This window comes from Youngiibacter fragilis 232.1 (assembly GCF_000495435.3).
GTDB classification, from domain to species: domain Bacteria; phylum Bacillota; class Clostridia; order Clostridiales; family Clostridiaceae; genus Youngiibacter; species Youngiibacter fragilis.
Map to the genome: position 1 here is coordinate 60,685 of NZ_AXUN02000185.1, position 24,483 is coordinate 85,167.

The following is a 24,483-nucleotide window of genomic DNA, read 5'->3' on the forward strand; positions in this document are numbered from 1 at the left end:
GCTTTCCTCCTACATGCTCATGCCGCCGTCTACGGCAAGCACCTGACCTGTTATGTATGAACTCTCCCTCTTTGCGAGGAACAGGACCGCATTCGCGATGTCCTCAGTCTTCCCAAGCTCCTTAAGCGGAATCGATTCGCTTATGGCTGCCTTCTGCTCATCTGTAAGCACTCCGGTCATGTCTGTTGACACATAGCCCGGTGCGACTGCGTTGCAGGTGATGCCCCTTCTGGCAAGCTCCCTTGCTACAGATTTGGTAAGTCCTATCACGCCCGCCTTTGAAGAAGCGTAGTTGGCCTGACCCGCGTTGCCCATGATTCCAACTACAGAGGATATGTTTATTATCCTGCCGTATCTCTTCTTCACCATGGTTCCGCTCACTTCCCTTATCATGTTGAACGTGCCGGTGAGGTTGACATCAAGTACCTTCCTGAAGTCTTCGGTCTTCATCCTGAGAAGGAGTCCGTCCTTTGCTATCCCTGCATTGTTCACAAGTACGCTGACTGTGCCGAATGCCTCAATGGCCTTCTTCACTATCGCCTTGGCATCCTCTTCAACTGAGACGTCGCCCTTGACCGCTATGTAGGAAGCCCCCATGGAATCAAGCTTCTCGACAAGCTCAAGGGGCTCGCGGCTCGTATAGTTCACCACCACGTTATAGCCTTCCTTTGCGAAGGCCAATACGCATTCTGCACCTATACCCCTTCCGCTTCCGGTTATTATTGCCGTCATCTTATCCATTCTGTGCTCCTCCTAACGAATCAAGCTCCTTCAGAAGAGCTTCCATGTCTGAAATGCTGTCTACTGAATATATGCTTCCCTTTACCTTGTTCTGCTTCGCAAGCGATGCGAGAGCCTTTCCGGGCCCTACCTGTATGAAAATGTCCCCATCCTCTGAATCCAGCGCCTCGAATGATTGTACAAGCCTTACAGGACAATAGATATGCTTCTCAAGGATCTCCCTGAAGTCATCCCCTTCATCGTAGAAGGTTCCCTTATAGTTGGAAAGTACCCTTGTTTCAGGCATCCTGACCTCAATACCGTCAAGGAAGCTCCGGAACTCTTTTCCTGCTTCAGACATCAGCTTGGTATGGAACGCTCCGGATACATTGAGGAAGGTTATCTTCTTTGCTCCTGCTTCCTTTAGCGCTGATTCGAACTCGGCCTTCCTGGAAGCGAGTCCTCCGCATACTGTCTGGCTTGGAGCGTTGTAGTTCGAGACCCAGAGTCCTTCCTTACCTTCAAGAACCTTCTCAATCAGGTCGCTCTGGAAGAATGAGACAGCTGCCAGGAATCCCTCCGTGTTGTCACAGGCCTTCTGCATGGCTTCGGACCTTTTGACAAGCAGTCTGACACCATCCTCGAAGGTAAATGCCCCTGCTGACGCGAGCGCGCCGTATTCTCCAAGGGAGAGGCCCATGAAGGCATCAGGTACAATGCCCTTTTCCCTGAGCACGGACATTATTCCGAAGCCCATGGTGAATATCGCTATCTGGGAGTTCTCGGTCTTGTCGAGAAGCTCCTTGTCTCTGAAAACAGAGGTAAGGTCCTTCCCTGATATTCTCGAGGCAGTTTCAACAGCCTCCCTGTAAACACCGTAGTTTTCAAGGAAATCAAGACCCATGCCGGGTACCTGCGCACCCTGGCCGGGGAAAAGAACATAAATACTCATATGATACCAATCCTTTTTATAGAGTTATGAATTTGGAGCCTGTGATAAGCCTTTCAAGGATTTCCTTCGCAGTTCCCCTCTCCTTTACCATGCCGGCTATCTGCCCTGACATGAAGGAGCCTTTTTCTATGTCTCCGTCTATGACTGCTGCCTTGAGGGCTCCTGTACCAAGAGCTTCAAGCTCCTCAGGCGTTCCGCCATGCTTCTCGAGGTCGTCGAACCTCTTTGACAGCTTGTTCCTAAGTACCTGTACCGGATGTCCTGTTGACCTTCCGGTTACGGTAGTGTCTATGTCGCTTGCCTCAAGGACCATCTTCTTGTAGTTCTCATGAGCCTTGCACTCATCAGCCACAATGAACACAGTTCCAACCTGTATGCCTTCGGCTCCAAGGGTGAAACATGCATCAACTCCCCTGTGGTCAGCGACTCCTCCAGCTGCGATAACAGGAATGGAGACTGAATCAACGATCTGCGGTACAAGGACCATGGTCGTCAGTTTGCCGATATGTCCGCCTGCTTCATTACCTTCAGCTATGACGGCATCAGCCCCTATCTTTTCCATTCTCTTTGCAAGAGCTATGGATGGTACAACAGGGATGACCTTTATACCTGCCGCCTTGAATGCAGGAACATATTTTGCAGGATTGCCTGCACCGGTAGTAACTGCGGCTACCTTCTCCTCAAGGACAACGCTTATGACCTCATCCCTGAATGGTGAAAGAAGCATTATGTTTACCCCGAAAGGCTTGTCGGTGAGGCTCTTGGCGATCCTTATCTCCTGCCTTACGATTTCCCCTGGTGCGTTGCCCCCTGCTATTATCCCCAAGCCTCCGGCGTTGGACACGGCAGCTGCAAGCTTCCCGTCAGCGAGCCATGCCATGGCTCCCTGGAACACGGGATATCTGATACCCAATAAGTCGCATATTCTGTTGCCCATCATTTGCTCCTTAAGCAGTTTTCGCTTCCACGTAGTTTACTGCATCCTTGACTGTCTTTATCGATTCAGCGTCGTCAATTGTTATGTCGAACGCTTCCTCAAGCTCCATTACAAGCTGGACAAGGTCAAGTGAATCGATTCCCAGGTCGTCTGAGAAATTGGAGTCCATTGTTATCTCATCTGCAGGTATGTTCAGTTCCTTGGCGAGTATTTCCCTAACTTTTTCAAAAATCATTTATTATTCCTCCGTTTTTATGAATTATTTATGTAATATGGCGTAGGCCATTATACAGCTTATTTGCTCCACTCGATGACTGCTGCTCCATATGTGAGTCCGCCGCCGAATCCCACAAGTCCCAGCCTGTCACCCTTCTTGAGGAGACCTTTCCTGTTCATCTCATCCAGCGCTATTGGAATGCTGGCTGCTGAAGTGTTCCCGACCCTGTCCAGGTTTACGTAGAACTTTTCCCTTGGAAGCTCCATCTTGGCTGCTGCCGCATCGATTATCCTCAGGTTAGCCTGATGGGGGATCACATGGTCAAGGTCAGCCATCTTCATGCCTGCCTTCCCTACAGCTTCAGACAGCGCCTTTGGAAGGACCCTTACCGCAAACTTGAAGACTTCCCTGCCCTCCATTATTATGAAGTGATCTGAAACCTGGTTTCCTGCAAGGAAATTCCTGACCTTGAACTCCCCTGAATGAAGTGCGGATATCTTTGTACCATCTGCTCCTGTCACGACAGACCTTATTCCGTCACCTTTTTCAAGTACCGCTGCACCAGCACCGTCTCCGAAGAGCACGCAGGTTGTCCTGTCAGTGAAGTCCACTATCTTGGATAGTACCTCGGCACCTATTACAAGAGCATACTTCCTATCAGATATGGCAAGGAGGCCTTCCGCTATTTCAAGTCCGTATACGAAGCCTGTGCACGCGGCATTGATATCGAAGCATGTTGCGTTGACAGCGCCAAGCTTCGCCTGCACGTAGCATGCTGTTGAGCCAAGGAGCGACTGTGGCGTTATTGTCCCCAGGATTATGTAGCCTATCTCTTCAGGGGAGATCCCTGCATCCTCAATGGCCTTAAGTGAAGCCATGTATGCAAGGTCGCCAGTATTCTCATCAGTGGCGAAAGCCCTCTCCCTGATCCCTGTTCTGGATATTATCCAATCGTCGCTTGTGTCAACGACCTTTTCCAGATCCTCGTTGGTCACTATATTTTTTGGAAGATAGCTTCCAGTTCCTATTATCTTGGCCACATCGCACCTCACATATGTTTGTTTCTTAAAATATTTGACTATCAAAATATATAGCCTGCACAAAGAACTTACAATTTCGTGAATAATGCAAAATAGGAGCCTATAGCTCCTGTTTTCTCGAAATTGCTCTCATTATCTCTTTGGAGCGTTTGATAAAATATTAAAGATTAATTAAGAAATTAACATACAACATCGTATTTTCCATGAAAAAAAAGGCTGCACATTTGTGCAACCTCAATCTACTCAGTATACTCATCTTCCTTTAGAACGAACCCGCTCATCAGGTAGTAGATTATGTCGATGTTCAGGTAACCCTCCTTATGCTTCCTGAGAGCCTTTGAAAGGCTTAGAAGCGTGGAATTCGTTACCCCGGTCAGTTCCTGGATCTCCTGTTTGTTGTAGTATTTCCTGACGAAGAGGCCTGCAAGCTTGTCGTGCATCTCCTTCTTATATAGAAGGTCGGTTTCCGGGTCCCTGTGCGGACCGTGTCTTCCGTTGTGATGCTCCCTGCAAAGGTATATGACATTCAGAGGGAAGTCGATGCCTCCCTCCTCCCTGTGGACTATATGGTGCTTGTCGCCTGGCCTTCCGCAGACCCTGCAGGCGTTTTCTGCCATCTACGCCTCCTGTTCGGTCTTGATGTTCTTGTGGTAGTTGTATTTTTCCCTGTTCTCCCTTACCACTCTTTCGATAAAGGCTGTCTTGTCCTGTGCACCTTCGTCACCCTTTTCCCTGGACCTGACTGAAAGTGTGCCGCTAGCCTCTTCCTGCTCTCCGATGATGACAATGTAAGGATCCCTTTCAAGTCTGGCTTCCCTTATCTTGTATCCGATCTTTTCAGACCTGTAGTCAGCCTCAATCCTTATGCCTGCTGCCTTCATTTCTGATGCCACCATGTCAACATAGTCATGGAACCTCTCTGATATCGGCAGAAGCTTTACCTGTACCGGTGAAAGCCACAGAGGGAATGCGCCTGCGTACTTCTCTATGAGCATGGCCAGAGTCCTCTCGTAGCATCCGATTGATGTCCTGTGTATTACATACGGTCTCTTCTTGGAACCGTCTGAATCCACATAGTACATATGGAACCTTTCAGGAAGCGCGAAGTCGATCTGTATGGTAATGATGGTATCCTCTTTTCCATGTACGTTCTTGTACTGCAGGTCAAGCTTAGGTCCGTAGAACGCAGCTTCGCCTTCAGCCTCCTCATAGTCCAGACCGACATGGTCAAGGATCGTCCTCATCTTGTTCTGGGTATCTTCCCAAGCCACAGGATTGTCGATGTACTTGGCCCTGTTGTTCGGGTCCCACTTTGAGAACCTGTAGGAAATGCCGTCCTTCATCCCAAGGATATCCATGACATGGTCAATGAGTTGGAGCACTCCCTTGAACTCTTCCTCTATCTGGTCAGGCCTTACGACAAGATGACCCTCTGATATTGTGAACTGCCTGACTCTTATCAGTCCGTGCATTTCACCTGAAGACTCATTCCTGAAAAGAGTGGATGTTTCAGCGTACCTTATTGGAAGCTCCCTGTAGCTATGCTGTTCACTGTTGTATATTGTGAACTGGAACGGGCATGTCATCGGTCTGAGTGAGAGGATCTCATCATCCTTCTCCTCGTCTCCCATGAGGAACATACCGTCCTTGTAATGGTCCCAGTGTCCCGATATCTTGTACAGGTCAGATTTAGCGAGATACGGAGTCTGTGTGTAAACATATCCTCTGGATTCCTCGAGGTCCTCTATCCATCTCTTCAATATCTGGAGTATCTTGGCACCCTTCGGCTTGATAAGCGGAAGGCCCTGGCCGACTTCCTCAGCTGTTGTGAACAGGTTAAGCTCTCTTCCCAGCTTGTTGTGGTCTCTCTTCTTCGCCTCCTCGATCATAGCGAGATATGCATCAAGCTCTGATTTCTTCGGGAACGCGGTTCCATAGATCCTTGAAAGCATCTTGTTCTTCTCGGAACCTCTCCAGTAAGCGCCTGCGATCTGAGTCAGCTTCACAGCCTTGATGTTTCTTGTTGACATTAGATGAGGTCCGGCGCAGAGGTCTGTGAAATCACCCATCCTGTAGAACGAGATGACTGCGTCCTCAGGCAGGTCGTTAATGAGCTCCACCTTATAGGGTTCATCAAGCTCTTCCATGAGCTTGAGGGCTTCAAATCTTGGAAGTGTGAACCTCTCAAGCTTCAGGTCCTCCTTCACGATGACCCTCATCTCATCCTCGATCCTTGCCAGGTCCTCGTAGGTGAAGCTTCCATCCTTGTCAAAGTCATAGTAGAAGCCATCCTCGATGGCAGGTCCTATCGCAAGCTTAATGTCAGGGAAAAGCCTTTTGACAGCAAGTGCCATGACATGTGATGCGGTGTGCCTGAAAGCGTGTCTCCCCTCTTCGCTGTCAAAGGTCTTCACCTCAAACCTCGAATCTTCAGTGATTTCATCCCTGAGGTCAGCTGTCTTTCCATTCAGCTTGCCAGCCATTGCGTTACGGGCAAGTCCCTCCGAGATCTTTGCAGCAGCCTCGATTACAGTAGTACCCTTTTCGACTTCAAGAATCTTTCCGTCATAGAGTTCAAGTTTCAACATCATAACCCTCCTTAAAATAAAGAAGACCCGTCCCAATAAAAGGGACGAGTCGTCGCGGTTCCACCCTGATTGAAGGCATCGCTGCCTTCCACTCAAAACGCCTTAACGCGGCAAACGTCCATGCTTATACGATAAGTCTTCGCAGGAGACTCCCAGGTGGTTTTTCATGGATTTTCGTTTCGGGTCTTTCAGCCGGAGGACCCGATCTCTTTGTACTGCCATCCACTATTTTCCTGTTCAAGGTCTTTCATTACAAATATTATAGTGAATAAAAGTCAGGCAGTCAATGATCAACAATTTTTGGCATAATTAGAGGATGGATTGTATTTGATATATCATTCACAATATTTTTAGTTTGTCATATTCAAGGCATATTTCTGCAGACTTGTAAAGGTTTAGAAAATTCAATCATTGTTTCTTAATTATAGTGTTCGATTATTGTATAATGTACCCATAGATTCAAGGAGGTTAGGTATGGTACACGTCATAATACATATCCCGAGGTGCTCGGGACATGCAAGGAAGAACCAGCTCATCAGTTCCCTCAATTACAGGCTTTCATCACTTCTCAAGATGCCTGACAATGCTGTGCATGTGATAATATACGAATCCGAGTTCAGGACCGACACAGCATCTGAAAGCTGTGATTTCATCCTTGGCGAGGCAGTGACAAGGATCGAAATGTCTAGCGAAACAAGGGACGAGATGGCATCGATCTTCAGGGACGAGGCTGTCAAGTTCTCCGGGATAGAGGGTGACAAGCTTACTTTCGTAGTGAGGCAGGTCCCGGGTGAGTTCTGGTATGGCAGGAAGTGAAGAAAGCATTCTGATTGCAGATCCCAGGACACCTGATTGTGAAGTCCGCGTGATTGAGTCACTCGGATTCAAGGTCGTGGCAGCAGAATGTCTGGACTTTCTATATGAGGGAGTAAAGGGTCATCCGGACCTTCAGTTCGCTCCTGTAGGAGACAGGCTTATTTGCCACAGAGGTATTTCAAAGGTCAAACTGCGGGAATTACAGGGGCATGGAGTAGAGTGCGTGCAGTCCTTATCTGCACTGGCTCTCCCCTACCCCGGACACGTTATTTTGAATGCTTCCATCGGAGGCGGTGCACTGGTACACAGGACTGACATCACCGATGGAGCTCTTCTTGAGGAGGCGATAAGGCAGGGACTCAGACTGATCGACGTCAGGCAGGGATACGGACGGTGCTCAACTTCGTATATCGGGGACGGATGTTTTGCAACCAATGATAGAGGAGTGGCAGCTGCGTTATCAGAAAATGGATTCAGGGTATTCATCTCCCCCTATGGCGATGTTGAATTGGAGGGATTCGACTACGGATTTTTAGGAGGATGCCTGTCAATGGTTATGGCGGGCACAGACAGGCTGGTACTTGTCAGCGGGAATTTGAATGAATATGTCATGGGCAGGGAGCTGAGGGAATTCATAAAAAGTTCGGGCGCCATCCCGGTAGAGGTGAGAAAAGGAAGACTCAAGGACAGGGGTTCGGTGCTGCAGGTCTTTAAGAAAAGGAATTGACAATAATAATACTATATTTAAGAAAAAAGTTAAATATTTAACGCTAAAGATTGAAAACATGTGCAGTGCAGTGTATACTTATGGTGTATTTGTCCAAAATTTAACAATGAGGTGGAATATGTGTAGTTTAAAGGACAATCCTAAGACCAGAGAGCTGGATGATTTCATAGAAGAAATCGACGCCAAGGAAAGCGACCTGATACTGGTTCTTCACAGAGCGCAGAATCTCTTCGGTTACCTGCCTGAAGAAGTCATCAGCCATATAAGTGAAAAGATCAATGTTCCGAAAGCAAAGATATTCGGGGTTCTCAGCTTCTATTCCTATTTCACGACTACGCCGAGAGGAAAGAACGTAGTCAATGTCTGCATGGGGACAGCATGTTTCGTCAGAGGTGCTGAAGCCATACTCAGGGAGCTCGAGTCTCAGCTTAGGATCAAGAATGGTGAAACATCTATCGATGGGCTGTTCACGCTTGATTCGCTCAGGTGTGTGGGTGCCTGCGGGCTTGCGCCTGTTGTCATGGTCAATGACAAGGTGTACGGAAGAGTGACCACCGAAGATGTCGCAAGGATCATCAGCGAGTGCGAGGTATAGGAGGGTATGGAAATGCTTAGGACATTAAACGACCTTAAAGCCATAAAGGATGCTTCCCTGGAACTCGTGACTCTCAGGAACATGACAGGCCAGGATTATACGAAGAAGGAAGTCCTGGTATGCGGTGGAACCGGATGCCAGTCAGCTAAGTCCAAGGAAATAGTAAGCCTTTTCAATTCGGAGTTAGACAAGCACAAGATAAGCGACAAGGTAAGCGCCCATATAACCGGCTGCTTCGGATTCTGCGAAAAGGGACCGATAGTCAAGATTTTCCCGGATGATGTATTCTATGTTGAGGTCAAGCCATCAGATGTGGATGAGATAATAAAGGAACATATCTTAGGTGGAAAAGTTGTTGAGAGGCTTCTCTACAAGGACCCTGACACTAGTGAACTCATCAGGACCCAGCATGGCATGAACTTCTACAAGAAACAGGAAAGAGTAGCTCTTAGGAACTGCGGGCTGATCAATCCTGAGAAGATCGATGAGTATATTGCCTTTGACGGATACCTTGCACTGGGTAGGGCTCTTACAGAAATGACACCTCAGCAGGTAGTCGATGTCATCAAGGATTCAGGACTGAGAGGAAGAGGCGGAGCCGGATTCCCGACAGGCTCGAAATGGGGCATAACCCTCAGAAGCCCGGGAGCTGAAAAATACATGGTCTGCAATGCCGACGAGGGAGACCCGGGAGCATTCATGGACAGGTCCATCCTCGAAGGAGATCCTCACAGCGTGCTTGAGGCGCTCATGATCGGAGGATATGCCATTGGAGCGAACAAAGGCTATATCTATATAAGGGCTGAGTATCCACTCGCAATATCGAGGCTGAGGATAGCTATAAAGCAGGCTGAAGACTATGGACTTCTCGGAAAGGACATTTTCGGTACAGGCTTCAATTTCGAGATTGAAATAAAGCTTGGAGCAGGCGCCTTCGTATGCGGCGAGGAAACAGCGCTCATACACAGCATAGAGGGCAAGCGCGGCGAACCTACGACAAAGCCCCCCTTCCCTGCTGAATCAGGGCTTTGGGGCAAGCCGACCTGCGTGAACAACGTTGAGACTCTGGCGAACGTTCCTGCAATTATGATCAAAGGATCAAAGTGGTTCGCTGACTTCGGAACCAAGCTAAGCAAGGGAACCAAGGTTTTCGCACTTGCAGGCAAGGTCAACAACGTGGGCCTCGTCGAAGTCCCGATGGGAACAACACTCAGGGAGATAATCTACGAGATCGGAGGAGGAATAAAGGGAGGATACAAGTTCAAGGCTGTGCAGACTGGCGGACCATCCGGCGGCTGCATCACCGAACAGGACCTTGACACCCCTATCGACTACGAATCGCTCAGCGCAATAGGATCGATGATGGGATCCGGCGGTATGATCGTCATGGATGAGCATAACTGCATGGTTGACATTGCAAAGTTCTACCTTGACTTCACTGTCGACGAATCCTGCGGAAAATGCACCGCGTGCAGGATCGGAAACAAGAGGCTCATGGAGATCCTTGAAAAGATAACCCAGGGTAAGGGCGAACCAAGTGACCTTGTAAAGCTCAGGGAGCTTTCAGAGACCATTAAGGACACTTCTCTCTGCGCTCTCGGTCAGACTGCACCGAATCCTATCCTTTCAACCCTCAAGTATTTTGAGGATGAATACAAGGCACATGTCCATGACAAGAGATGTCCGGCTGGAGTCTGCAAGGATCTCGTAAGATACGAGATATCGGAGCTCTGCATTGGCTGCACTAAGTGCGCAAGGGCTTGTCCGGTGAGCTGCATATCCGGCAAGGTCAGGGAAAGGCATGTCATAGACCAGGAGAAGTGCATAAAGTGCGGATCCTGCTACACAGCGTGCCCGGTTAAGCCTGTCAAAGCCGTATTGAAGGTATAGGAGGGTATTGAGATGGATATGGTTCATGTAAAGATCAATAACAAGGAGATAATGGTACCTAAGGGTGCAACTATACTCCAGGCCGCAAGAGAACTGAATATCAACATACCGACCCTCTGCCACCTTGACCTTCACAACATTAAGATGGTAAACAAGGGTGCATCCTGCAGAGTCTGCGTAGTCGAGGTCGAAGGAAGAAGAAACCTTGCACCAGCCTGCTCGACACCCGTTTTCGAGGGTATGGTAATAAAGACGGACAGCATGAGGGCGATAAAGTCCAGAAGGACCATGGTCGAGCTGCTCATATCTGACCATCCGAAGGATTGCCTCGTCTGCCTTAAGAACCAGGACTGCGAACTGCAGCAGCTGGCAGCGGACCTTGGTGTCAGGAACATAAGGTACAGCGGGGAAATGTCTACTTATCCAGTGGATGCCGCTTCAAAGGCCATATACAGGGACCTGTCGAAGTGCGTGCTTTGCAGAAGATGCGAAACCATGTGCAACGACGTCCAGACTGTCTATGCCCTTTCAGGAGTAGGCAGAGGCTTCGATACAGTCGTCGGACCTGCATTCAATGCGCCTATGCACAAGACCGTATGTACATTCTGCGGACAGTGTGTCGCTGTATGCCCAACCGGAGCTCTTGTCGAAGTCGACAATGTGCCAAAGGTATGGGACCTTCTCGAGAACAAGAAGAAGACAGTAGTTGTACAGGTCGCACCTGCAGTAAGGGTAGCCCTTGGCGAACTCTTCGGACTTGCACCGGGAACTATAGTTACAGGAAAGATGGTCTCAGCACTCAAGACCCTCGGATTCGACTTCGTATTCGATACAGACTTCGCTGCCGACCTTACTATAATGGAAGAGGCACATGAGCTGATTGAAAGAGTCACTGAAGGGACGAACCTGCCGATACTTACCTCCTGCTGTCCAGCATGGGTCAAGTTCTTCGAGCATCAGTTCCCTGACCTTCTGAACATACCTTCTACATGCAAATCTCCGCACGAGATGTTCGGAGCAGTAACTAAGACATACCTTGCAAGCAAGCTGGGATTAAAGAGAGAAGACATGGTGGTCGTATCGGTAATGCCATGCGTTGCCAAGAAGTACGAGGCAGCAAGACCGGAGTTGGAGTCCAAGGGACTCCAGGACGTTGACGTGGTAATAACCACAAGAGAGCTTGGAAGGATGATCAAGGAGGCTGGAATTGACTTCCTGTCGCTCCATGATGAAGACTATGACGATCCGCTAGGAAGGTCAACTGGCGCTGCTGTAATATTCGGAGCTACAGGCGGAGTAATCGAGGCTGCATTAAGGACCGCTGCTGAGACCATAACCGGTAAGCCGCTTGAAAGCGTGGAGTTCGTTGAAGTCAGGGGTATGCAGGGCTTAAGGGAAGCAAAGGTTGAAATCGGCGAACTTGGTCTCAACATAGCTGTAGCACATGGCCTTGGAAACGCAAGGAAGCTCCTTGAAAGCATCAGGAAAGGCGAAAGCAAATACCATGCAATAGAGATCATGGCATGTCCGGGAGGCTGCGTAGGCGGCGGCGGTCAGCCCTACCACCACGGAGACCTTGAGATAATCAAGAAGAGGACCAGGGGAATATACGAGATAGACAGGAGCATGGAGATAAGGAAATCACATGAGAACCCTGCTATCAAGGAAATCTATGAGAACTTCCTCGGAGAGCCTGGAAGCCATCTTGCGCATGAGCTTCTTCATACCACTTATTTCGAAAGAAGCAAATAGCAAATAAAAGGGTGAGCCTTCAGATGGTGATTTGAAGGCTCACCCTTCCCTGTCCTGAAATTCATAATTTCAGCTGATCTTCAGGTCAATTGGTGAAGATATGTAAAAAGGCATGCCGCAGCATGCCTTTTCCGTATTACGCTATGTTATGATGACATAAGTTTTCAGGAAATGAACTACTCGTTCACTATTTCCTTGAGGTCCTTGCCAGCCTTGAATGCCGGCTGCTTGAATGCCGGTATCTGGATCTCCTCGTTTGTCTTTGGATTCCTTCCTACCCTTGCCTTTCTCTCCTTGACTTCGAAAGTTCCGAAGCCTGAAAGCTGTACCTTCTCTCCTGCTGAGAGTGCCTCGACTATGGTCTCGATCGCTGCCTTGAGGGCAAGCTCTGAATCCTTCTTTGTGAAAGCGGTTTTCTCCGCTATTTTTGCTACCAGGTCTGCTTTATTCATTTTCAGTCCTCCTTAAAATATAAAACGCAAGTACTATTATGCTTCAAATCATCTGGAAAATCAAGTACCAAGGCTGTTTCTGCCTAATATTCAGGCTATTTTCCCGATTCAAGCTCCGAAATCAGCTTCTTAAGGTCGCTGTTCGTGAATATATAGGTAGTGTTGCAGAAGTGGCAGACAAGTTCTTCGTCTTTACCATCATCACATATCTTCCTGAGCTCCTCAGTTCCGATCGAGATCAGCGCCTTCTCGACTGATGCCCTGGAGCAGTCGCAGTAGAGCGCAGGGACTTTCTCCTCATGGATCTCAAGTCCCATGTCCTCGAAGATATAGGAGATGATGTCCTTAATTGACTTGCCTTCTGAAAGCATTGCAGTCAGGCTTGGAATCTCCTCCAGCCTGTACATGATGATGTCTGCGATGTGCTCATTGGCACCCGGCATCATCTGTATCATGAAGCCACCGGCCTTTTTGACCGATCCGTCGGTGTCGACAAGGACTCCGAGTGAGACTGCTGAAGGCAGCTGCTCTGAAGTTGTATAGTAATAGGCAAGGTCCTCTGCGATTTCTCCTGTATAGAGCGGGACTGAGCTGACGTATGGCTCCCTGAGACCCTGGTCCATGATGACAGTAAGGTTACCTTCCCTTCCGACAAGACCGCCTACATCAAGCTTTCCCTTTTGATTGAGCGGAAGGTCAGCTTCAGGATTTACAATATAACCTTTGACAAGTCCGTTTGTCCTTCCGGTGACAAGTATTCCTTTTGCAGGTCCACCTCCATCGATCTGTATTGTAATCGAATCCTCCCTGTTCTTGAGCATTGAGCCCATTATCGACCCTGCGGTCAGCATCCTTCCGAATGCCGCAGTAGCTGTCGGGCTTGTCCCGTGTATCCTTGCTGCCTCACTGACCATCCCTGTGGTCTCAGCAGCTATAATCCTGACGTCCCCGTTCTGGGCCATCGCCTTGATCAGTATGTCCATTATTGTTTCCTCCGTTTCCAGGCTGTGAATGTGATCCTTTCAGTTTCTTCATGAGGACGTTTCTTTGAATAGGAATCCCACGCTTCGATGTCTTTGAAGCCTATCCTATGAAGTATATCAATAAGTTCCGGCTCTGAAAAGACTTTTTCATGATGGAGCTCCTCCACCCTCTCATATAGTCGCCCTTCCCTGACAAAGAAGTTCAGGTACATCTCGACTAAGCCATCCTCTATCGAGTTCTCCCAGGTATAAACTATATCGTCTGAGGTATATATGAAGTCGTTGTTGCCCAGTATTTCAGTAAGCTTGTAGCTCGAATTGATGTCGAATACGAGCAATCCATCTTCCTCGAGATGGTCGTAAGCCGCCCTGAAGAACTTCTCTGCCTGGCCGTCCTCAACAAGGTAGTTTACAGAATCAAGCACCGATGTGATCAATGAAAAGGACTCACCAAACTGCATATCCTCCATGGGTATGTTGAATGCCCTGGTCTTTATGCCAAGAGAATCAAGCTTTTTGACAGCAAGTGTCAGCATTTCCTCCGAAAGGTCGATTAGGGTCGTATCCCTGAAGTACGGGGCTATACGCAGGGAAATGTTTCCAGTCCCGCAGGCAGCATCCATATAGCTCCCACCCTCTTCCTTCATTGATAAGATGAAGCTTGCGAAAGCGTCATAATCGACATCCTCCATTATGAGCCTGTCGTATACTTTTGAAAATCCTGAGTAGCTTTCCATAGGTCCTCCCAAAAATGTATTCATTGTCCTGTAAATAATTGAACCATTTGCTGTATTTTTAATCAATATGATACTATAATAGAAATAATTATTGAAGCGGAGGTAACTAATTATGCAATATGATGTAGCGGTAGTAGGTGCGACCGGCCTTGTTGGAACAAAGATGCTGGAGATCCTTACCGAAAAGAACTTTCCTGTAAGGAACCTGTACATGTATGCTTCTAAAAAATCAGCAGGCAAGGAAGTCGAATATAAGGGCAAGAGCTATAAGGTCATAGAGCTTAAAAAAGAGAACATCCTTGACAAGGATATAGATATTGCGCTTTTTTCTGCAGGCGGCGACACAAGCCTTGAGTTTGCGAAGTACTTTGTCGAGATAGGCGCCGTAGTAATTGACAACTCCAGCGCATGGAGGATGGACAAGGAAGTGCCGCTGGTGGTTCCTGAGGTCAATCCGGAGGCGCTGAAGGACCATAATGGAATTATTGCCAATCCAAACTGCTCAACAATACAGGCAATGCCTGTTCTTAAGGCTCTATCCGACAGGTACGGCCTCGAAAGGGTTGTGTACTCAACATACCAGGCGGTAGCCGGAGCAGGCATACAGGGCATTATGGACCTCCAGAACGGACTTAAGGGAGAGAAGCCCAAAAAGTTCCAGTATGACATAGCAGGAAACCTCATACCTCAGATCGACACGTTCCTTGACAATGGATATACGAAGGAAGAGATGAAGATGGTCAATGAGACCAGGAAGATCCTCTCCCTGCCTGAACTAAGGGTGACAGCAACATGTGTGAGGGTCCCAGTAGAGACCAGCCACAGCGAAAGTGTAAATGTTGAGCTTAAGAGCGATTTCGACCTCAAGGAAGTGTTCGAGCTTCTTTCCAATACGGAAGGCGTCGTTGTGGAAGATGATACAGCCAATCTCAAATATCCAATGCCCCTGTACGTGGCAGGAAAGGACCCGGTATATGTCGGTAGGATAAGGAGAGATTATTCCAACAAGAACACACTCAACCTATGGATAGTGTCGGACAACATCAGGAAGGGAGCTGCACTCAACGCGGTACAGATAGCAGAGAAGCTTGCAGAAATGGGATTATTGGAAGGAGCAGAGTAACATGGCAATATTCAGAGGTGCGGGAGTAGCCATAATAACTCCATTCACGGAAACAGGAATCGACTGGGACAGGTTAAGGACACTTCTCAACTGGCATGTGGAGCAGGGTACAAATGCGATAGTCATCTGCGGTACAACCGGAGAAGCATCCACAATGTCAGAGTCTGAAAAGAAGGAAGCGATCAGATTCACCGTCGAGGTAATAGCTGGCAGGATACCAGTAATAGCAGGCACTGGAACCAACAACACAAGTGCAAGCGTAGCGATGAGCAAATACGCTGAGAGCGTCGGAGCCGATGCGCTTCTCGTAATAAACCCATATTATAACAAGACAAGCCCGGAGGGCCTGTACAGGCATTTCAAGGCTATAAACGATGAAGTGAACATACCAATTGTAGTATACAACGTTCCTTCAAGAACCGGAATGAACATTTCAGCTGAAAACCTTCAGAGGCTTGCAACACTTGGCAATGTCAAGGCAGTGAAGGAAGCTTCAGGCGACATCGCACAGATTGCCAAAATCAGAAGGCTGCTTCCGGAAGATTTCCAGATATTCTCCGGCAACGACGACCAGGTGGTACCGATCATGGCACTTGGCGGTGACGGAGTCATCTCGGTAACCGGCAACCTTATCCCGAAGGCAATCAGTGATATGACAAAGGCATTTCTCGGGGGAGACGTTAAGGAGGCACTCAGGCTTCAGATGGCTACCTTCGACATCACGAGTGCCATGTTCATTGAAACAAACCCTATACCACTTAAGGCTGCAATGCGGCTTGCAGGTCTTGACTCAGGGATATTGAGGCTTCCCCTGTGTGAGATAACTGAACCCAACCTGGTCAAGGTTGAGACTGCAATGAAGGCTTTTGGCCTGCTTGGAGGTCAGAATGGTTAAGGTGCTTTTGAACGGAGCTTCAGGAAAGATGGGTGGCGTCATTTCAAGCCTTGCAGCTTCCAAGGATGTTCAGATAGTTGCAGGCGTGGATGCGAAGAAGTCAGTGAGGGAGTATCCTGTATACCCATCCCTCTGGGATGTCAAGGAGGATTTTGATGTGCTTCTGGACTTTTCCAGGGCTGACTCCCTCTATCCCATACTAGATTTCATAAAGGCGAAAGAAAAGCCTGCAGTGCTTTGCACAACGGGCTATTCAAATGAGCAGGTTGAGAGGATAAACGAGGCATCGAAGACAAGTCCGATCTTCAGGTCAGGCAACATGAGCCTAGGGATCAACATACTCACGAGGATACTCAAAGATTACACGAAGATACTTTATGAGAACTATGATATCGAGATAGTGGAAAAACACCACAATGAAAAGATCGATGCCCCCAGCGGAACTGCCCTTATGCTGTCTGATGCAATCCAGCAGACCCTGGATGCAGAGACTAACCTTGTATTCGGCAGGGAAGGCATTAAGAAAAGAGAAAAGACAGACATCGGGATGCATTCGATACGCGGAGGCTCTATAGTAGGAGACCACGAGGTCATTTTCGCTGGTACCGGCGAAGTGATCGAGCTGACCCACAAGGCCATATCAAGGGACGTCTTCGCAGCGGGAGCTCTTGAAGCGACAAAGTACATGACACGAAAAGGACCGGGACTCTACAATATGGATTCGATGCTATTCGGATAAGAAAGTAAAACAGCAGTTCTTGGAACTGCTCAGACTGTAGACAAATCGACGAATCTTAACTTAAGGTTCGTCGATTTTGCTATTGTTATACCTATTTTGGAGCAAAAGTTAGGATATGGGACTCCTATTAGCCATAAATTGGCTCAAGGAGTCCCATATTCCTTGTATACCTGAGATTATGGTTCTCCTTGGCTGTTCCAAAGAGCCTTTCTATGGTCTGCTTCCTCAGGTTGTAGATATCTTTGATTCCTGGAGTAAGCCTGATCTTCTCACTCCACTCAAGATACGCTTCCCAGATATGCCTCAAGATAACCTTGACGTGGGTTTCGCTTTCAGTACATCGAGACAGGTTCGGGCACTTAGCGCATACCTTTCCATCGCTCTTATACTCCCTGTATCCTTCTCTGTTTGTTGTTGAGAGCAGCAGAAGCTTGCCACTTGGGCATATGTAGCAATCATTGAATTGGTCATATTTGTATTCGTGTTTTCGGAAGAAACCGTCCTTAGTCATAGGTCTCTTATATGGCAGCACCGGGATAATGTGGTCTTGATTGAGTAACCTTGCAATCGCTGGGGTCTTGAAACCTGCATCGCCTACAAGCATTTCAATTTCATCCTTTGGCAGCTTGTTGTACAAATCTATGAATGTCCTTGAATCATGGTCGTTTCCCGGATGTACTGAGTATCCAAGTATCCACCCATTCGCATCGCAAGCTGTCTGAGACATATATGCGAAGACTTCCTTGTGGGGACCTTTATGGAACAATCCGCTTTCAGGATCGGATTTGCTTCTTGTAACTTCTACTTCCTTCTTAGTTTTACCGGATCCTCCTGGACTGTCATCATCCGAGTCGAAGGGCTTCTTGCCCTGGTTAACCCTGTCTTCCTGTATTTCTTTCCTCAGCTCTTCTTCATAGAACAGAGCAGTCTTTCTGGCAGCTTCTTTAATAATTTTGTTTCTGTTGGCATTGGCCTTGATATGTGTTGAATCGACAAATACTATTTCCTTGCTTATCAAGCCGAGATTCAGGCCTTCCTCCAGAACTTTGGAGAATATCTCATGGAACAGGTCAGAGTATCCGTTCTCTTCAGTTGTCTTAAATCGCCTGGTGTAGTTCTTTCCGAAAGTACTGAAATGAGGAACAGCATCAGTTATGGAGAGCCCGAGGAACCATCTGTAGGCAAGGTTGACCTCGATATCCTTGATGGTCTGGCGCATGCTCTTTATCCCAAAAATCGTCTGGATCATAGGAATCTTGATGAGCATTACAGGATCGAGGCTTGGCCGGCCTTTTTCCTCTGAATACAAATCCTCAACCAGTTCATAGATGAAACTGAAATCCATTGAACGGTCGACCTCTCTAAGTATGTGGTCTTTTGGTACAAGATCATCCAGGCAAAGGAACTGAATTTGGTCTCTGTTTTCAGTGGACTTTTTAGACAACATAAAAATCACCACACTTAGTATGATATTTAAATTATATCATAATAATATGCTAGTGTCAATAACTCATTGAGTCCCAATGAAAAAAAGAAAAGCACCAGATCCGTTGGTACGAATCTGATACTTTGTCTACAGTCTGAGCAGTTCTTGGAACTGCTGTTTTCTTTAAAACGCTATACCGATTTGCCGGAGACCTCGTTCTTGATTGCAAATGCTCCGAAAAGTGCCATTGCGACGTATACCGCTGCAGCGAAGCTGCCCTTTATGGTGAACATCACAGCAAGTGCCAGCATGGCGATTATTATCAGTGCCTGGTAGGATATTAGAAGGTTCTTTTTCATAAATGTTGGAGTTCGGAGACTCGTGACTTCAGTCATGAGAGGAGAACTCCATTACACCCCTTTCGTTCGATCAGTATGGTATTCTGTCTTTTCAACAGTTTTAATTCCTTGAAGCTTGCACTCCTGTGGACAATTGAGCCATCCAGTTTGCGCAAATCAAAATAACCAGATGTCCTTCTTCCGAAAATGAAGCATTCCTCGTCCCTGTATCTCACATGGTCAAACAGGCGGAATCCCTTGACTTCGTAAGCGGACTGATTCGGCTTTTTCTTTCCGCCCTTTAGAAAGTTCGCCTTGTGTATCTGGCGGTTGTGCTTCCTCTTGAACACCTGATAGTAGATTTCATCGATTCTCATGGCATTCACGTTGCCGCTGATGCAGTAGGCATCAGTGCTATGGGTCTTTTCAATGCTATTCCTTATTCGGTTGTTCTTCGTGATGTATCCATAGGTCATGGAAACCTCTGGATACAGTTCCTTAAGACTGTTGTATACATGCCATCTCATGATGCCCATGAAGCTTGCATGACGGTACGACTTGTTTGGAGTAAGCTTAAGCTGTATCCTGCCTGCATGATGACTCTTATGGCATGTCTCGCATAAGGTGACCAGATTCCCGGGTGAGTCTCCTCCGGTCTTCCGGCTTTCCTTATGGTGAACATTCAGTATTCTGTCCTTTGACTTGCCATGGCAGTGCTGACATTCGTGGTTATCCCGCCAGAGAACATATTCCCTGGTATTCCAAAAACCCAGCTGTTCCCCCTGCTGGTATTCTCTCCCGCTGATCTCAGGATTCCTGATCTTCTGGATATCGAAACTTGCTGTTTCAATCACTATCCTTGATATGGGAAGGATCCTGTGCACATTCCCGATTACCTTCAAGTGGCTGTCTACCTTATGCTTGACTGAGGGAGCAAGCCACCCTTCCTTTTTCGATGCGGTGCGGTTAAGAAACCTTGCCATTCTGTAGCGAAGGTGGTTTCTCCTTGTTCTTCGGTTCTGCCTTCGTGTTGATAGCAGTTCAGGGATGTCATCCCGGAGCGTTATCTCTGAGACAAAAAGCTCTTTCTTCTCAGTAGTTGCGCTAAGGCCTACAACCTAGCTTCCTGCATCTACTCCAAGAGTGATCGGCTGAGTATATTCAGGAGAGTCATACAGCAGCTGTATTGTGAATGGTGTCCTTCTTACCACTTTTGCCTTGCCATCCTTCAACAGATGTTTCACTTTTCCATGTCGGCTGGTAGGCATAAGCGGATTTCCATTTTTACTTAAAATGTAGACCAAACCGGCACCCCTTTCTTGATGTAGTTAAGTACATAATTCCGCAAAATTGCCAGTTGGCATCCTTCGCCAATGTTGTAATTGCTTTTTAAGCCTGCAACACCGTTCCCGTTAACCCAAGAGAACTTTTAATCACAGACAACAGAGCCACGGATTAGGATGGACGTCCATTGGTGTTATGACAAAAACAACGTAGTGCCCGAAGCACTTAGGCTAATCAACCAGGCACAATGGATTGCTCCTCATGCCTTCGACTTCAGTCGAGGGTTAGTTGACTTTGTCCACCTCTACGAATATCTTATTACTAAATATAGCACGTTTACGGCTATTTTCAACTGCTCCGGGGCTTTGTCAGAAAATAAATACTTATCAGTACCTTTTCATGTCATAACACGATTCTATTGGTCATCCGCCACGTTAATACCTATGATTCTGTGGAGCATGGAACAAGGCGCAGAACTTATGCCTGCGCCTTTAAAAATTACTATGCCAGAGAAGATTCTTCCTCTTCAGTCCTTGATTCGTCCTGTTTCACAAGTTCAAGCCTTGACACTGAAACTTCGTACGCAACCCTTGTGACCTTCTCGGTCTCACTCACATTCTTGACGTACTCCCTTGACTGAAGCCTGCCGGAAACCTTGATCCTCTCCCCTATCTCAAGGTTCTTTGAATATCTCGCATTCCTTCCCCAGGCGATGATCGGGATGTAGTCGGATTTGTTGTAGGCCCTGTTGACTGCAACGAGAATATCCGTTATCTCCCTGCCGAATGGTGTCTTTCTGTATACTGGAGCCTTGCATATGAATCCGTCGAGGAGTATCTCATTCGGATCCTTGGCACGCTCCTCCGGTATCTCTATCGACCTTGCGAAGACAGTAAGAACAAGCTTGTTCCTGTTCTCAACCACCTTGTTGTAGCTTCTCAGCTGACCGTTGACCCTTATGAAGTCTCCCACACTGAGTGTGATGTCAGTCAGAAGCCGCTCGGAAATAGTGACGCAGAGTATGTCTTTCGACTCGCTCAGTCTGTCCACTTCGAGCTCGAACACATGAAATACCTCGCCGTACAGTTCATGGCTCACCTGCGGTTTTTTAAGCACCAGCCCCTCTAGAGTAATCCTGTTGTTCTCTGTGTAGTTCTCCACTCTGTTACCCCTCTTTCTTTGGTATTGGAAAAGGCCATACCTCGAAATACGAGCATGCCCACTGGCCTCTGTTCCCCAAAACAAAGACTCAATACTAATTATATCAAATGTGTATTCGATTTCAAGAAAATTAGAACGATAGGAATAAAAAGATGAAAATAATTTCACTTTCCTAAGGGCTGCTGGGATTAAAAATCCGGTATCCATGATTGAATTGACCTTCGGAATTCTGTATCATTGAATATGGAAATTGGAGGTGCAAAGTGGAAAACAATAGCCTTGCTGAAAACAAACTGCTTATAATGTATGCGATCAAGGGCCTTAAGGTAGAGCTCACAAAGGATCAGCTTTCAGACCTTCTTCTGAGCAGCATCTTCATGAATTACTTCGACCTGCAGACATATATCGACGAGCTTGAGAAAGCTGATTGCATCAGGACTGTAACATTGAGAGGTTCTGAGACTCTTCACCTCACGGGTACCGGTGAGGATATGCTGATGCTATTCTCTGACAGGATGAATCCGCGGAAGACCAAGGCAGTGGATGAATGCATTGCAAACAACATGGACAAGCTCATCCGGGAAGCGACAGTATCGACTTCCATAGAGGAGGGCGAACGAGGCACATACGTTGTCAGGCTGTCAGCCTTTGAAGATGAGCGGGAGATAGTAGGCCTTACATTATCGCTTCCGGACAAGGACAGTGCGGAAAGTGCGATGCACAGCTGGAGGAAGGACTCCTCCGCGATTTATGGGATATTATACAGGCTCCTTGTAAAATAGAAACGGACAAAGCGATGACCTTTTCTGGTGTTGCTTTGTCCGTTTTGATTTCACCAGGTCCTTGCAGCCTTCAGAATCTCGATCTCCCTCGCATATCCGTCAAGCTCATTTGGAGTTTCAAGATAGAACGGAAGGTCCCTGAGGTTTGGATGGTTGATTATCCTTGAGAATGCAGGTAGTCCTATGGAGCCCTCCCCTATCTTCTCATGCCTGTCCTTATGGCTGGAGAACGGATTCTTGCTGTCGTTGATGTGGATGGCCTTAAGCCTTTCAATTCCTATGACCTTGTCGAACTCCTCAAGCACCCCTTCAAGGTCATTTACGATATCATAACCTGCATCATACACATGGCACGTATCCAGACAGACCCCTACCTTGCCATCTAGATCGACCCGGTCCAAAATCATCCGTATCTCTTCGAAAGACCTTCCAATCTCGGTACCCTTGCCTGCCATGGTCTCAAGCAGCACGACCGTGGTCTGCTCCTCTGAAAGCAGCCTGTTGAGAAGTCCTGAAATAAGCCTGACACCCTCATCAAGACCCTGACCCACATGGCTTCCGGGGTGGAAATTGTAGTAGTTCCCCGGAATGTGCTCCATCCTCATAAGGTCATCCTTCATGACCATCTCCGCAAAGTCCCTTACCTTCGGGTCTGAACCTGCCGGGTTAAGGGTATATGGCGCATGAGCGAGTATCTTTCCGAAGCCGTTGGTCTCCATATATGTGACAAGTGCCTCTGCATCATGTGGATCAATATCCTTGGCCTTGCTTCCCCTCGGGTTCCTTGTGAAGAACTGGAAAGTGCTTGCACCTATTTCTGAAGCCGTTTTTCCCATGGCAAGGAATCCCTTGGATGAGGAAAGATGGCAGCCTATATTTAACAAAAAAATCATCTCCCTGTTTTGCTTATACAGATAGTATACAACAAATCGGGAGATAATTGAATTGTGTAAAATTTAATTCTTGGATATTTGTAGGTTTTCCCTCTTTTTCAGGAGCATCCTGAACTCGCCCATCATATAGAGTGAACCGGTGACAAGGACAATGCCCTGAGGTCCTGCCATTGTCACCGCTCTTTCCAGAGCCTTCTCATAGACTGGTTCAGGTATGCAGTTGATGTTGTCGGGTACATATGCCTTGAGTTCACTTATCGGAAGGGCCCTTGGAGTTGGCGGAACAGTGCATATTACAGCCGCGGCTCCCTGTGAGGCAGTTTCTGCCATGAGCCTTGCCTCCTTGTCCTTCAGTATCCCTAATATGACAACACGGGGAACATCCCTGAAATATGAATCCATGCTTTCAATAAGGCTTCGCATGCCGTCAGGATTATGGGCGCCATCGAGGATAACAGAAGGACTTCTGCCGAACCGTTCCATCCTGGCAGGCCATACCACTTCATCAAGTGCAGAGATGACCGAATCACGGGGTACCTCGCAGCCAGGGCTTGTGAGCATTGAGACAGCGGTAACGGCAAGCAGGGAGTTCTCCAGCTGATGCTTCCCGAGAAGGTTGAGATGGGCCTTTATGATCCCCCATGGCTGAACCTTAAACTCAATAAGCTGTTTCCAGTCTTCCATACCTAACCTGCTGATGTCTTCCGCTGAAATGAAGGATATTCCGGCTCCAGTCGCTTGAGCCCTTCCTTCAAGGACCTCCACTACCTTCTTTTCCTGCGGTGCTGAGACTGCAGGTGCCCCTTTGATTATTCCGGCTTTGTGGCTGGCAATGGCTTCGATCGTATCGCCAAGATATTCCATATGGTCGAAGCTTATGGAGGTTATGACTGAGAGAATCGGATCCAGTACATTGGTTGCATCGGTTTTTCCGCCAAGTCCGACTTCTATGACTCCGAAGTCAATTTCCATCTCCCTGAAATAAAGGAACATGATTGCAGTGACAACCTCGAATTCAGTCGGATGGGAATACCCTTCCGACATCACGCCAGGTATTGCATCCTTTACCCGTCCGGTAAGCCTTGCAAGTGCCTCATGTCCTATGTACTTGCTGTTGACTTGTATCCTTTCCTCGAATACCTCGATGAAAGGGGAAGTATATAATCCAGTGCGATATCCTGATCTCTCCAGTATAAGTGAGATGATCCTGGATGTGGACCCTTTGCCGTTAGTCCCTGCCACATGGATGAATTTCTGACCTTCCTGCGGATTTCCAAGGTGACGCATCAGGGCTCTCATCCTGTCAAGGCCTGTGCGTTCAGGTGCTCTGGGAATCCCGTGGATATATTCAAGTGCTTCAGTGCGATCCATCATACCTCCTGAAAAGGCAGGACCAGGGACCTTTTGTCCGCAGCCCTGCCTCCTGCATCTCGTTT

23 protein-coding genes, 2 pseudogenes and 1 other annotated feature are annotated in these 24,483 nt (G+C 47.7%); of the genes and pseudogenes, 9 read left to right on the forward strand and 16 right to left on the reverse strand.

The features are described from left to right. Positions 1-9: 9 nt before the first annotated feature. From fabG to thrS, 7 genes are all read right to left on the reverse strand, one after another. Positions 10-741, reverse strand: a complete 732-nt coding sequence (gene fabG / locus T472_RS12395; protein ID WP_023388259.1) for a 3-oxoacyl-[acyl-carrier-protein] reductase — start codon at positions 739-741, stop codon at positions 10-12. Then, positions 734-1,672: an ACP S-malonyltransferase gene (locus T472_RS12400; RefSeq protein WP_023388260.1), complete on the reverse strand. Its 939-nt coding sequence runs from the start codon at positions 1,670-1,672 to the stop codon at positions 734-736. The genes fabG and T472_RS12400 overlap by 8 nt, the downstream gene beginning before the upstream one ends. A gap of 16 nt (positions 1,673-1,688) precedes the next feature. Beyond that, on the reverse strand, positions 1,689-2,612 hold the full coding sequence (gene fabK / locus T472_RS12405; RefSeq protein WP_040907519.1) for an enoyl-[acyl-carrier-protein] reductase FabK: 924 nt from the start codon (positions 2,610-2,612) through the stop codon (positions 1,689-1,691). Between the two features lie 7 nt (positions 2,613-2,619). Next, on the reverse strand, positions 2,620-2,844 hold the full coding sequence (acpP, locus tag T472_RS12410; protein WP_023388262.1) for an acyl carrier protein: 225 nt from the start codon (positions 2,842-2,844) through the stop codon (positions 2,620-2,622). A gap of 59 nt (positions 2,845-2,903) precedes the next feature. After that, positions 2,904-3,866 (reverse strand): beta-ketoacyl-ACP synthase III, encoded by a 963-nt coding sequence (locus T472_RS12415; RefSeq protein WP_023388263.1) that lies wholly within the window; start codon positions 3,864-3,866, stop codon positions 2,904-2,906. Positions 3,867-4,105: 239 nt separating this feature from the next. After that, a complete protein-coding gene (locus T472_RS12420) occupies positions 4,106-4,483 on the reverse strand; it encodes an HNH endonuclease (protein WP_023388264.1) in 378 nt (125 codons plus the stop codon). After that, positions 4,484-6,454, reverse strand: a complete 1,971-nt coding sequence (thrS, locus tag T472_RS12425; RefSeq protein WP_023388265.1) for a threonine--tRNA ligase — start codon at positions 6,452-6,454, stop codon at positions 4,484-4,486. Between the two features lie 37 nt (positions 6,455-6,491). Next, positions 6,492-6,704: a binding site (T-box leader), on the reverse strand. 224 nt (positions 6,705-6,928) lie between these two features. Between thrS and T472_RS12430 the strand changes: the two genes are divergently transcribed. From T472_RS12430 to T472_RS12450, 5 genes are all read left to right on the forward strand, one after another. Beyond that, positions 6,929-7,270, forward strand: a complete 342-nt coding sequence (locus T472_RS12430; RefSeq protein ID WP_023388266.1) for a hypothetical protein — start codon at positions 6,929-6,931, stop codon at positions 7,268-7,270. Further along, positions 7,257-7,997: a DUF6873 family GME fold protein gene (locus tag T472_RS12435; RefSeq protein WP_023388267.1), complete on the forward strand. Its 741-nt coding sequence runs from the start codon at positions 7,257-7,259 to the stop codon at positions 7,995-7,997. Before T472_RS12430 ends, T472_RS12435 begins: the two co-directional genes overlap by 14 nt. A 118-nt stretch (positions 7,998-8,115) precedes the next feature. Beyond that, on the forward strand, positions 8,116-8,592 hold the full coding sequence (locus tag T472_RS12440; RefSeq protein ID WP_023388268.1) for an NADH-quinone oxidoreductase subunit NuoE family protein: 477 nt from the start codon (positions 8,116-8,118) through the stop codon (positions 8,590-8,592). An 81-nt stretch (positions 8,593-8,673) separates the two neighbouring features. Next, entirely contained in the window at positions 8,674-10,482 is a 1,809-nt protein-coding gene (gene nuoF, locus T472_RS12445; RefSeq protein WP_242864810.1) for an NADH-quinone oxidoreductase subunit NuoF, read from the forward strand. Positions 10,483-10,494: 12 nt separating this feature from the next. Continuing rightward, entirely contained in the window at positions 10,495-12,234 is a 1,740-nt protein-coding gene (locus tag T472_RS12450) for an NADH-dependent [FeFe] hydrogenase, group A6 (protein ID WP_023388270.1), read from the forward strand. A 176-nt stretch (positions 12,235-12,410) separates the two neighbouring features. On the opposite strand, the gene T472_RS12455 is transcribed toward T472_RS12450, so the two are convergent. The 3 genes from T472_RS12455 to T472_RS12465 all read right to left on the reverse strand — a co-directional run bounded on the left by T472_RS12455 (position 12,411) and on the right by T472_RS12465 (position 14,406). After that, a complete protein-coding gene (locus T472_RS12455) occupies positions 12,411-12,686 on the reverse strand; it encodes an HU family DNA-binding protein (RefSeq protein ID WP_023863622.1) in 276 nt (91 codons plus the stop codon). A gap of 95 nt (positions 12,687-12,781) precedes the next feature. After that, on the reverse strand, positions 12,782-13,669 hold the full coding sequence (gene hslO, locus T472_RS12460) for an Hsp33 family molecular chaperone HslO (RefSeq protein WP_023388919.1): 888 nt from the start codon (positions 13,667-13,669) through the stop codon (positions 12,782-12,784). Further along, a complete protein-coding gene (locus tag T472_RS12465; RefSeq protein ID WP_023388918.1) occupies positions 13,669-14,406 on the reverse strand; it encodes a class I SAM-dependent DNA methyltransferase in 738 nt (245 codons plus the stop codon). The genes hslO and T472_RS12465 overlap by 1 nt, the downstream gene beginning before the upstream one ends. Positions 14,407-14,518: 112 nt before the next feature. Here T472_RS12465 and T472_RS12470 point away from each other — a divergent pair, with 112 nt between their 5' ends. From T472_RS12470 to dapB, 3 genes are read left to right on the forward strand one after another with little or no spacing between them, the layout of a single operon-like run. Continuing rightward, positions 14,519-15,529 carry an aspartate-semialdehyde dehydrogenase gene (locus tag T472_RS12470; RefSeq protein WP_023388917.1) on the forward strand — a complete coding sequence of 337 codons (1,011 nt, stop codon included), beginning with the start codon at positions 14,519-14,521 and terminating at the stop codon, positions 15,527-15,529. 1 nt (position 15,530) lies between these two features. Beyond that, on the forward strand, positions 15,531-16,424 hold the full coding sequence (dapA, locus tag T472_RS12475) for a 4-hydroxy-tetrahydrodipicolinate synthase (RefSeq protein ID WP_023388916.1): 894 nt from the start codon (positions 15,531-15,533) through the stop codon (positions 16,422-16,424). Next, on the forward strand, positions 16,417-17,163 hold the full coding sequence (gene dapB, locus T472_RS12480; RefSeq protein ID WP_023388915.1) for a 4-hydroxy-tetrahydrodipicolinate reductase: 747 nt from the start codon (positions 16,417-16,419) through the stop codon (positions 17,161-17,163). Before dapA ends, dapB begins: the two co-directional genes overlap by 8 nt. A gap of 151 nt (positions 17,164-17,314) precedes the next feature. Here dapB and T472_RS12485 read toward each other — a convergent pair. From T472_RS12485 to T472_RS12500, 4 genes and pseudogenes are all read right to left on the reverse strand, one after another. After that, positions 17,315-18,610 (reverse strand): annotated as a pseudogene (locus T472_RS12485) (IS1182 family transposase); the annotation flags it as partial. A gap of 170 nt (positions 18,611-18,780) precedes the next feature. Then, on the reverse strand, positions 18,781-18,948 hold the full coding sequence (locus tag T472_RS12490) for a hypothetical protein (RefSeq protein ID WP_207643971.1): 168 nt from the start codon (positions 18,946-18,948) through the stop codon (positions 18,781-18,783). Positions 18,949-18,980: 32 nt separating this feature from the next. Beyond that, positions 18,981-20,231, reverse strand: a pseudogene (gene iscB / locus T472_RS12495) (RNA-guided endonuclease IscB). 481 nt (positions 20,232-20,712) lie between these two features. Then, a complete protein-coding gene (locus T472_RS12500; protein WP_023385197.1) occupies positions 20,713-21,372 on the reverse strand; it encodes a single-stranded DNA-binding protein in 660 nt (219 codons plus the stop codon). A gap of 263 nt (positions 21,373-21,635) precedes the next feature. Here T472_RS12500 and T472_RS12505 point away from each other — a divergent pair, with 263 nt between their 5' ends. Then, positions 21,636-22,154, forward strand: a complete 519-nt coding sequence (locus tag T472_RS12505) for a DUF4364 family protein (protein WP_023385194.1) — start codon at positions 21,636-21,638, stop codon at positions 22,152-22,154. Between the two features lie 50 nt (positions 22,155-22,204). On the opposite strand, the gene T472_RS12510 is transcribed toward T472_RS12505, so the two are convergent. Both T472_RS12510 and T472_RS12515 read right to left on the reverse strand, forming a co-directional pair. Continuing rightward, the gene (locus T472_RS12510) at positions 22,205-23,038 is read right to left on the reverse strand and encodes a deoxyribonuclease IV (RefSeq protein ID WP_023385192.1); all 834 of its coding nucleotides are present in this window, start codon (positions 23,036-23,038) and stop codon (positions 22,205-22,207) included. A 72-nt stretch (positions 23,039-23,110) separates the two neighbouring features. Further along, the gene (locus T472_RS12515; protein WP_023385189.1) at positions 23,111-24,418 is read right to left on the reverse strand and encodes a bifunctional folylpolyglutamate synthase/dihydrofolate synthase; all 1,308 of its coding nucleotides are present in this window, start codon (positions 24,416-24,418) and stop codon (positions 23,111-23,113) included. Positions 24,419-24,483: the final 65 nt, after the last annotated feature.

What these genes read in the sequence shown, in the direction of transcription:
- fabG (WP_023388259.1), bottom strand. Translation starts at nt 741, where the DNA reads ATGGATAAGATGACGGCAATAATAACCGGAAGCGGAAGGGGTATAGGT.
- T472_RS12400 (WP_023388260.1), bottom strand. Translation starts at nt 1,672, where the DNA reads ATGAGTATTTATGTTCTTTTCCCCGGCCAGGGTGCGCAGGTACCCGGC.
- fabK (WP_040907519.1), bottom strand. Translation starts at nt 2,612, where the DNA reads ATGATGGGCAACAGAATATGCGACTTATTGGGTATCAGATATCCCGTG.
- acpP (WP_023388262.1), bottom strand. Translation starts at nt 2,844, where the DNA reads ATGATTTTTGAAAAAGTTAGGGAAATACTCGCCAAGGAACTGAACATA.
- T472_RS12420 (WP_023388264.1), bottom strand. Translation starts at nt 4,483, where the DNA reads ATGGCAGAAAACGCCTGCAGGGTCTGCGGAAGGCCAGGCGACAAGCAC.
- thrS (WP_023388265.1), bottom strand. Translation starts at nt 6,454, where the DNA reads ATGTTGAAACTTGAACTCTATGACGGAAAGATTCTTGAAGTCGAAAAG.
- T472_RS12430 (WP_023388266.1), top strand. Translation starts at nt 6,929, where the DNA reads ATGGTACACGTCATAATACATATCCCGAGGTGCTCGGGACATGCAAGG.
- T472_RS12435 (WP_023388267.1), top strand. Translation starts at nt 7,257, where the DNA reads ATGGCAGGAAGTGAAGAAAGCATTCTGATTGCAGATCCCAGGACACCT.
- T472_RS12440 (WP_023388268.1), top strand. Translation starts at nt 8,116, where the DNA reads ATGTGTAGTTTAAAGGACAATCCTAAGACCAGAGAGCTGGATGATTTC.
- nuoF (WP_242864810.1), top strand. Translation starts at nt 8,674, where the DNA reads ATGACAGGCCAGGATTATACGAAGAAGGAAGTCCTGGTATGCGGTGGA.
- T472_RS12450 (WP_023388270.1), top strand. Translation starts at nt 10,495, where the DNA reads ATGGATATGGTTCATGTAAAGATCAATAACAAGGAGATAATGGTACCT.
- T472_RS12455 (WP_023863622.1), bottom strand. Translation starts at nt 12,686, where the DNA reads ATGAATAAAGCAGACCTGGTAGCAAAAATAGCGGAGAAAACCGCTTTC.
- hslO (WP_023388919.1), bottom strand. Translation starts at nt 13,669, where the DNA reads ATGGACATACTGATCAAGGCGATGGCCCAGAACGGGGACGTCAGGATT.
- T472_RS12465 (WP_023388918.1), bottom strand. Translation starts at nt 14,406, where the DNA reads ATGGAAAGCTACTCAGGATTTTCAAAAGTATACGACAGGCTCATAATG.
- T472_RS12470 (WP_023388917.1), top strand. Translation starts at nt 14,519, where the DNA reads ATGCAATATGATGTAGCGGTAGTAGGTGCGACCGGCCTTGTTGGAACA.
- dapA (WP_023388916.1), top strand. Translation starts at nt 15,531, where the DNA reads ATGGCAATATTCAGAGGTGCGGGAGTAGCCATAATAACTCCATTCACG.
- dapB (WP_023388915.1), top strand. Translation starts at nt 16,417, where the DNA reads ATGGTTAAGGTGCTTTTGAACGGAGCTTCAGGAAAGATGGGTGGCGTC.
- T472_RS12490 (WP_207643971.1), bottom strand. Translation starts at nt 18,948, where the DNA reads ATGAAAAAGAACCTTCTAATATCCTACCAGGCACTGATAATAATCGCC.
- T472_RS12515 (WP_023385189.1), bottom strand. Translation starts at nt 24,418, where the DNA reads ATGGATCGCACTGAAGCACTTGAATATATCCACGGGATTCCCAGAGCA.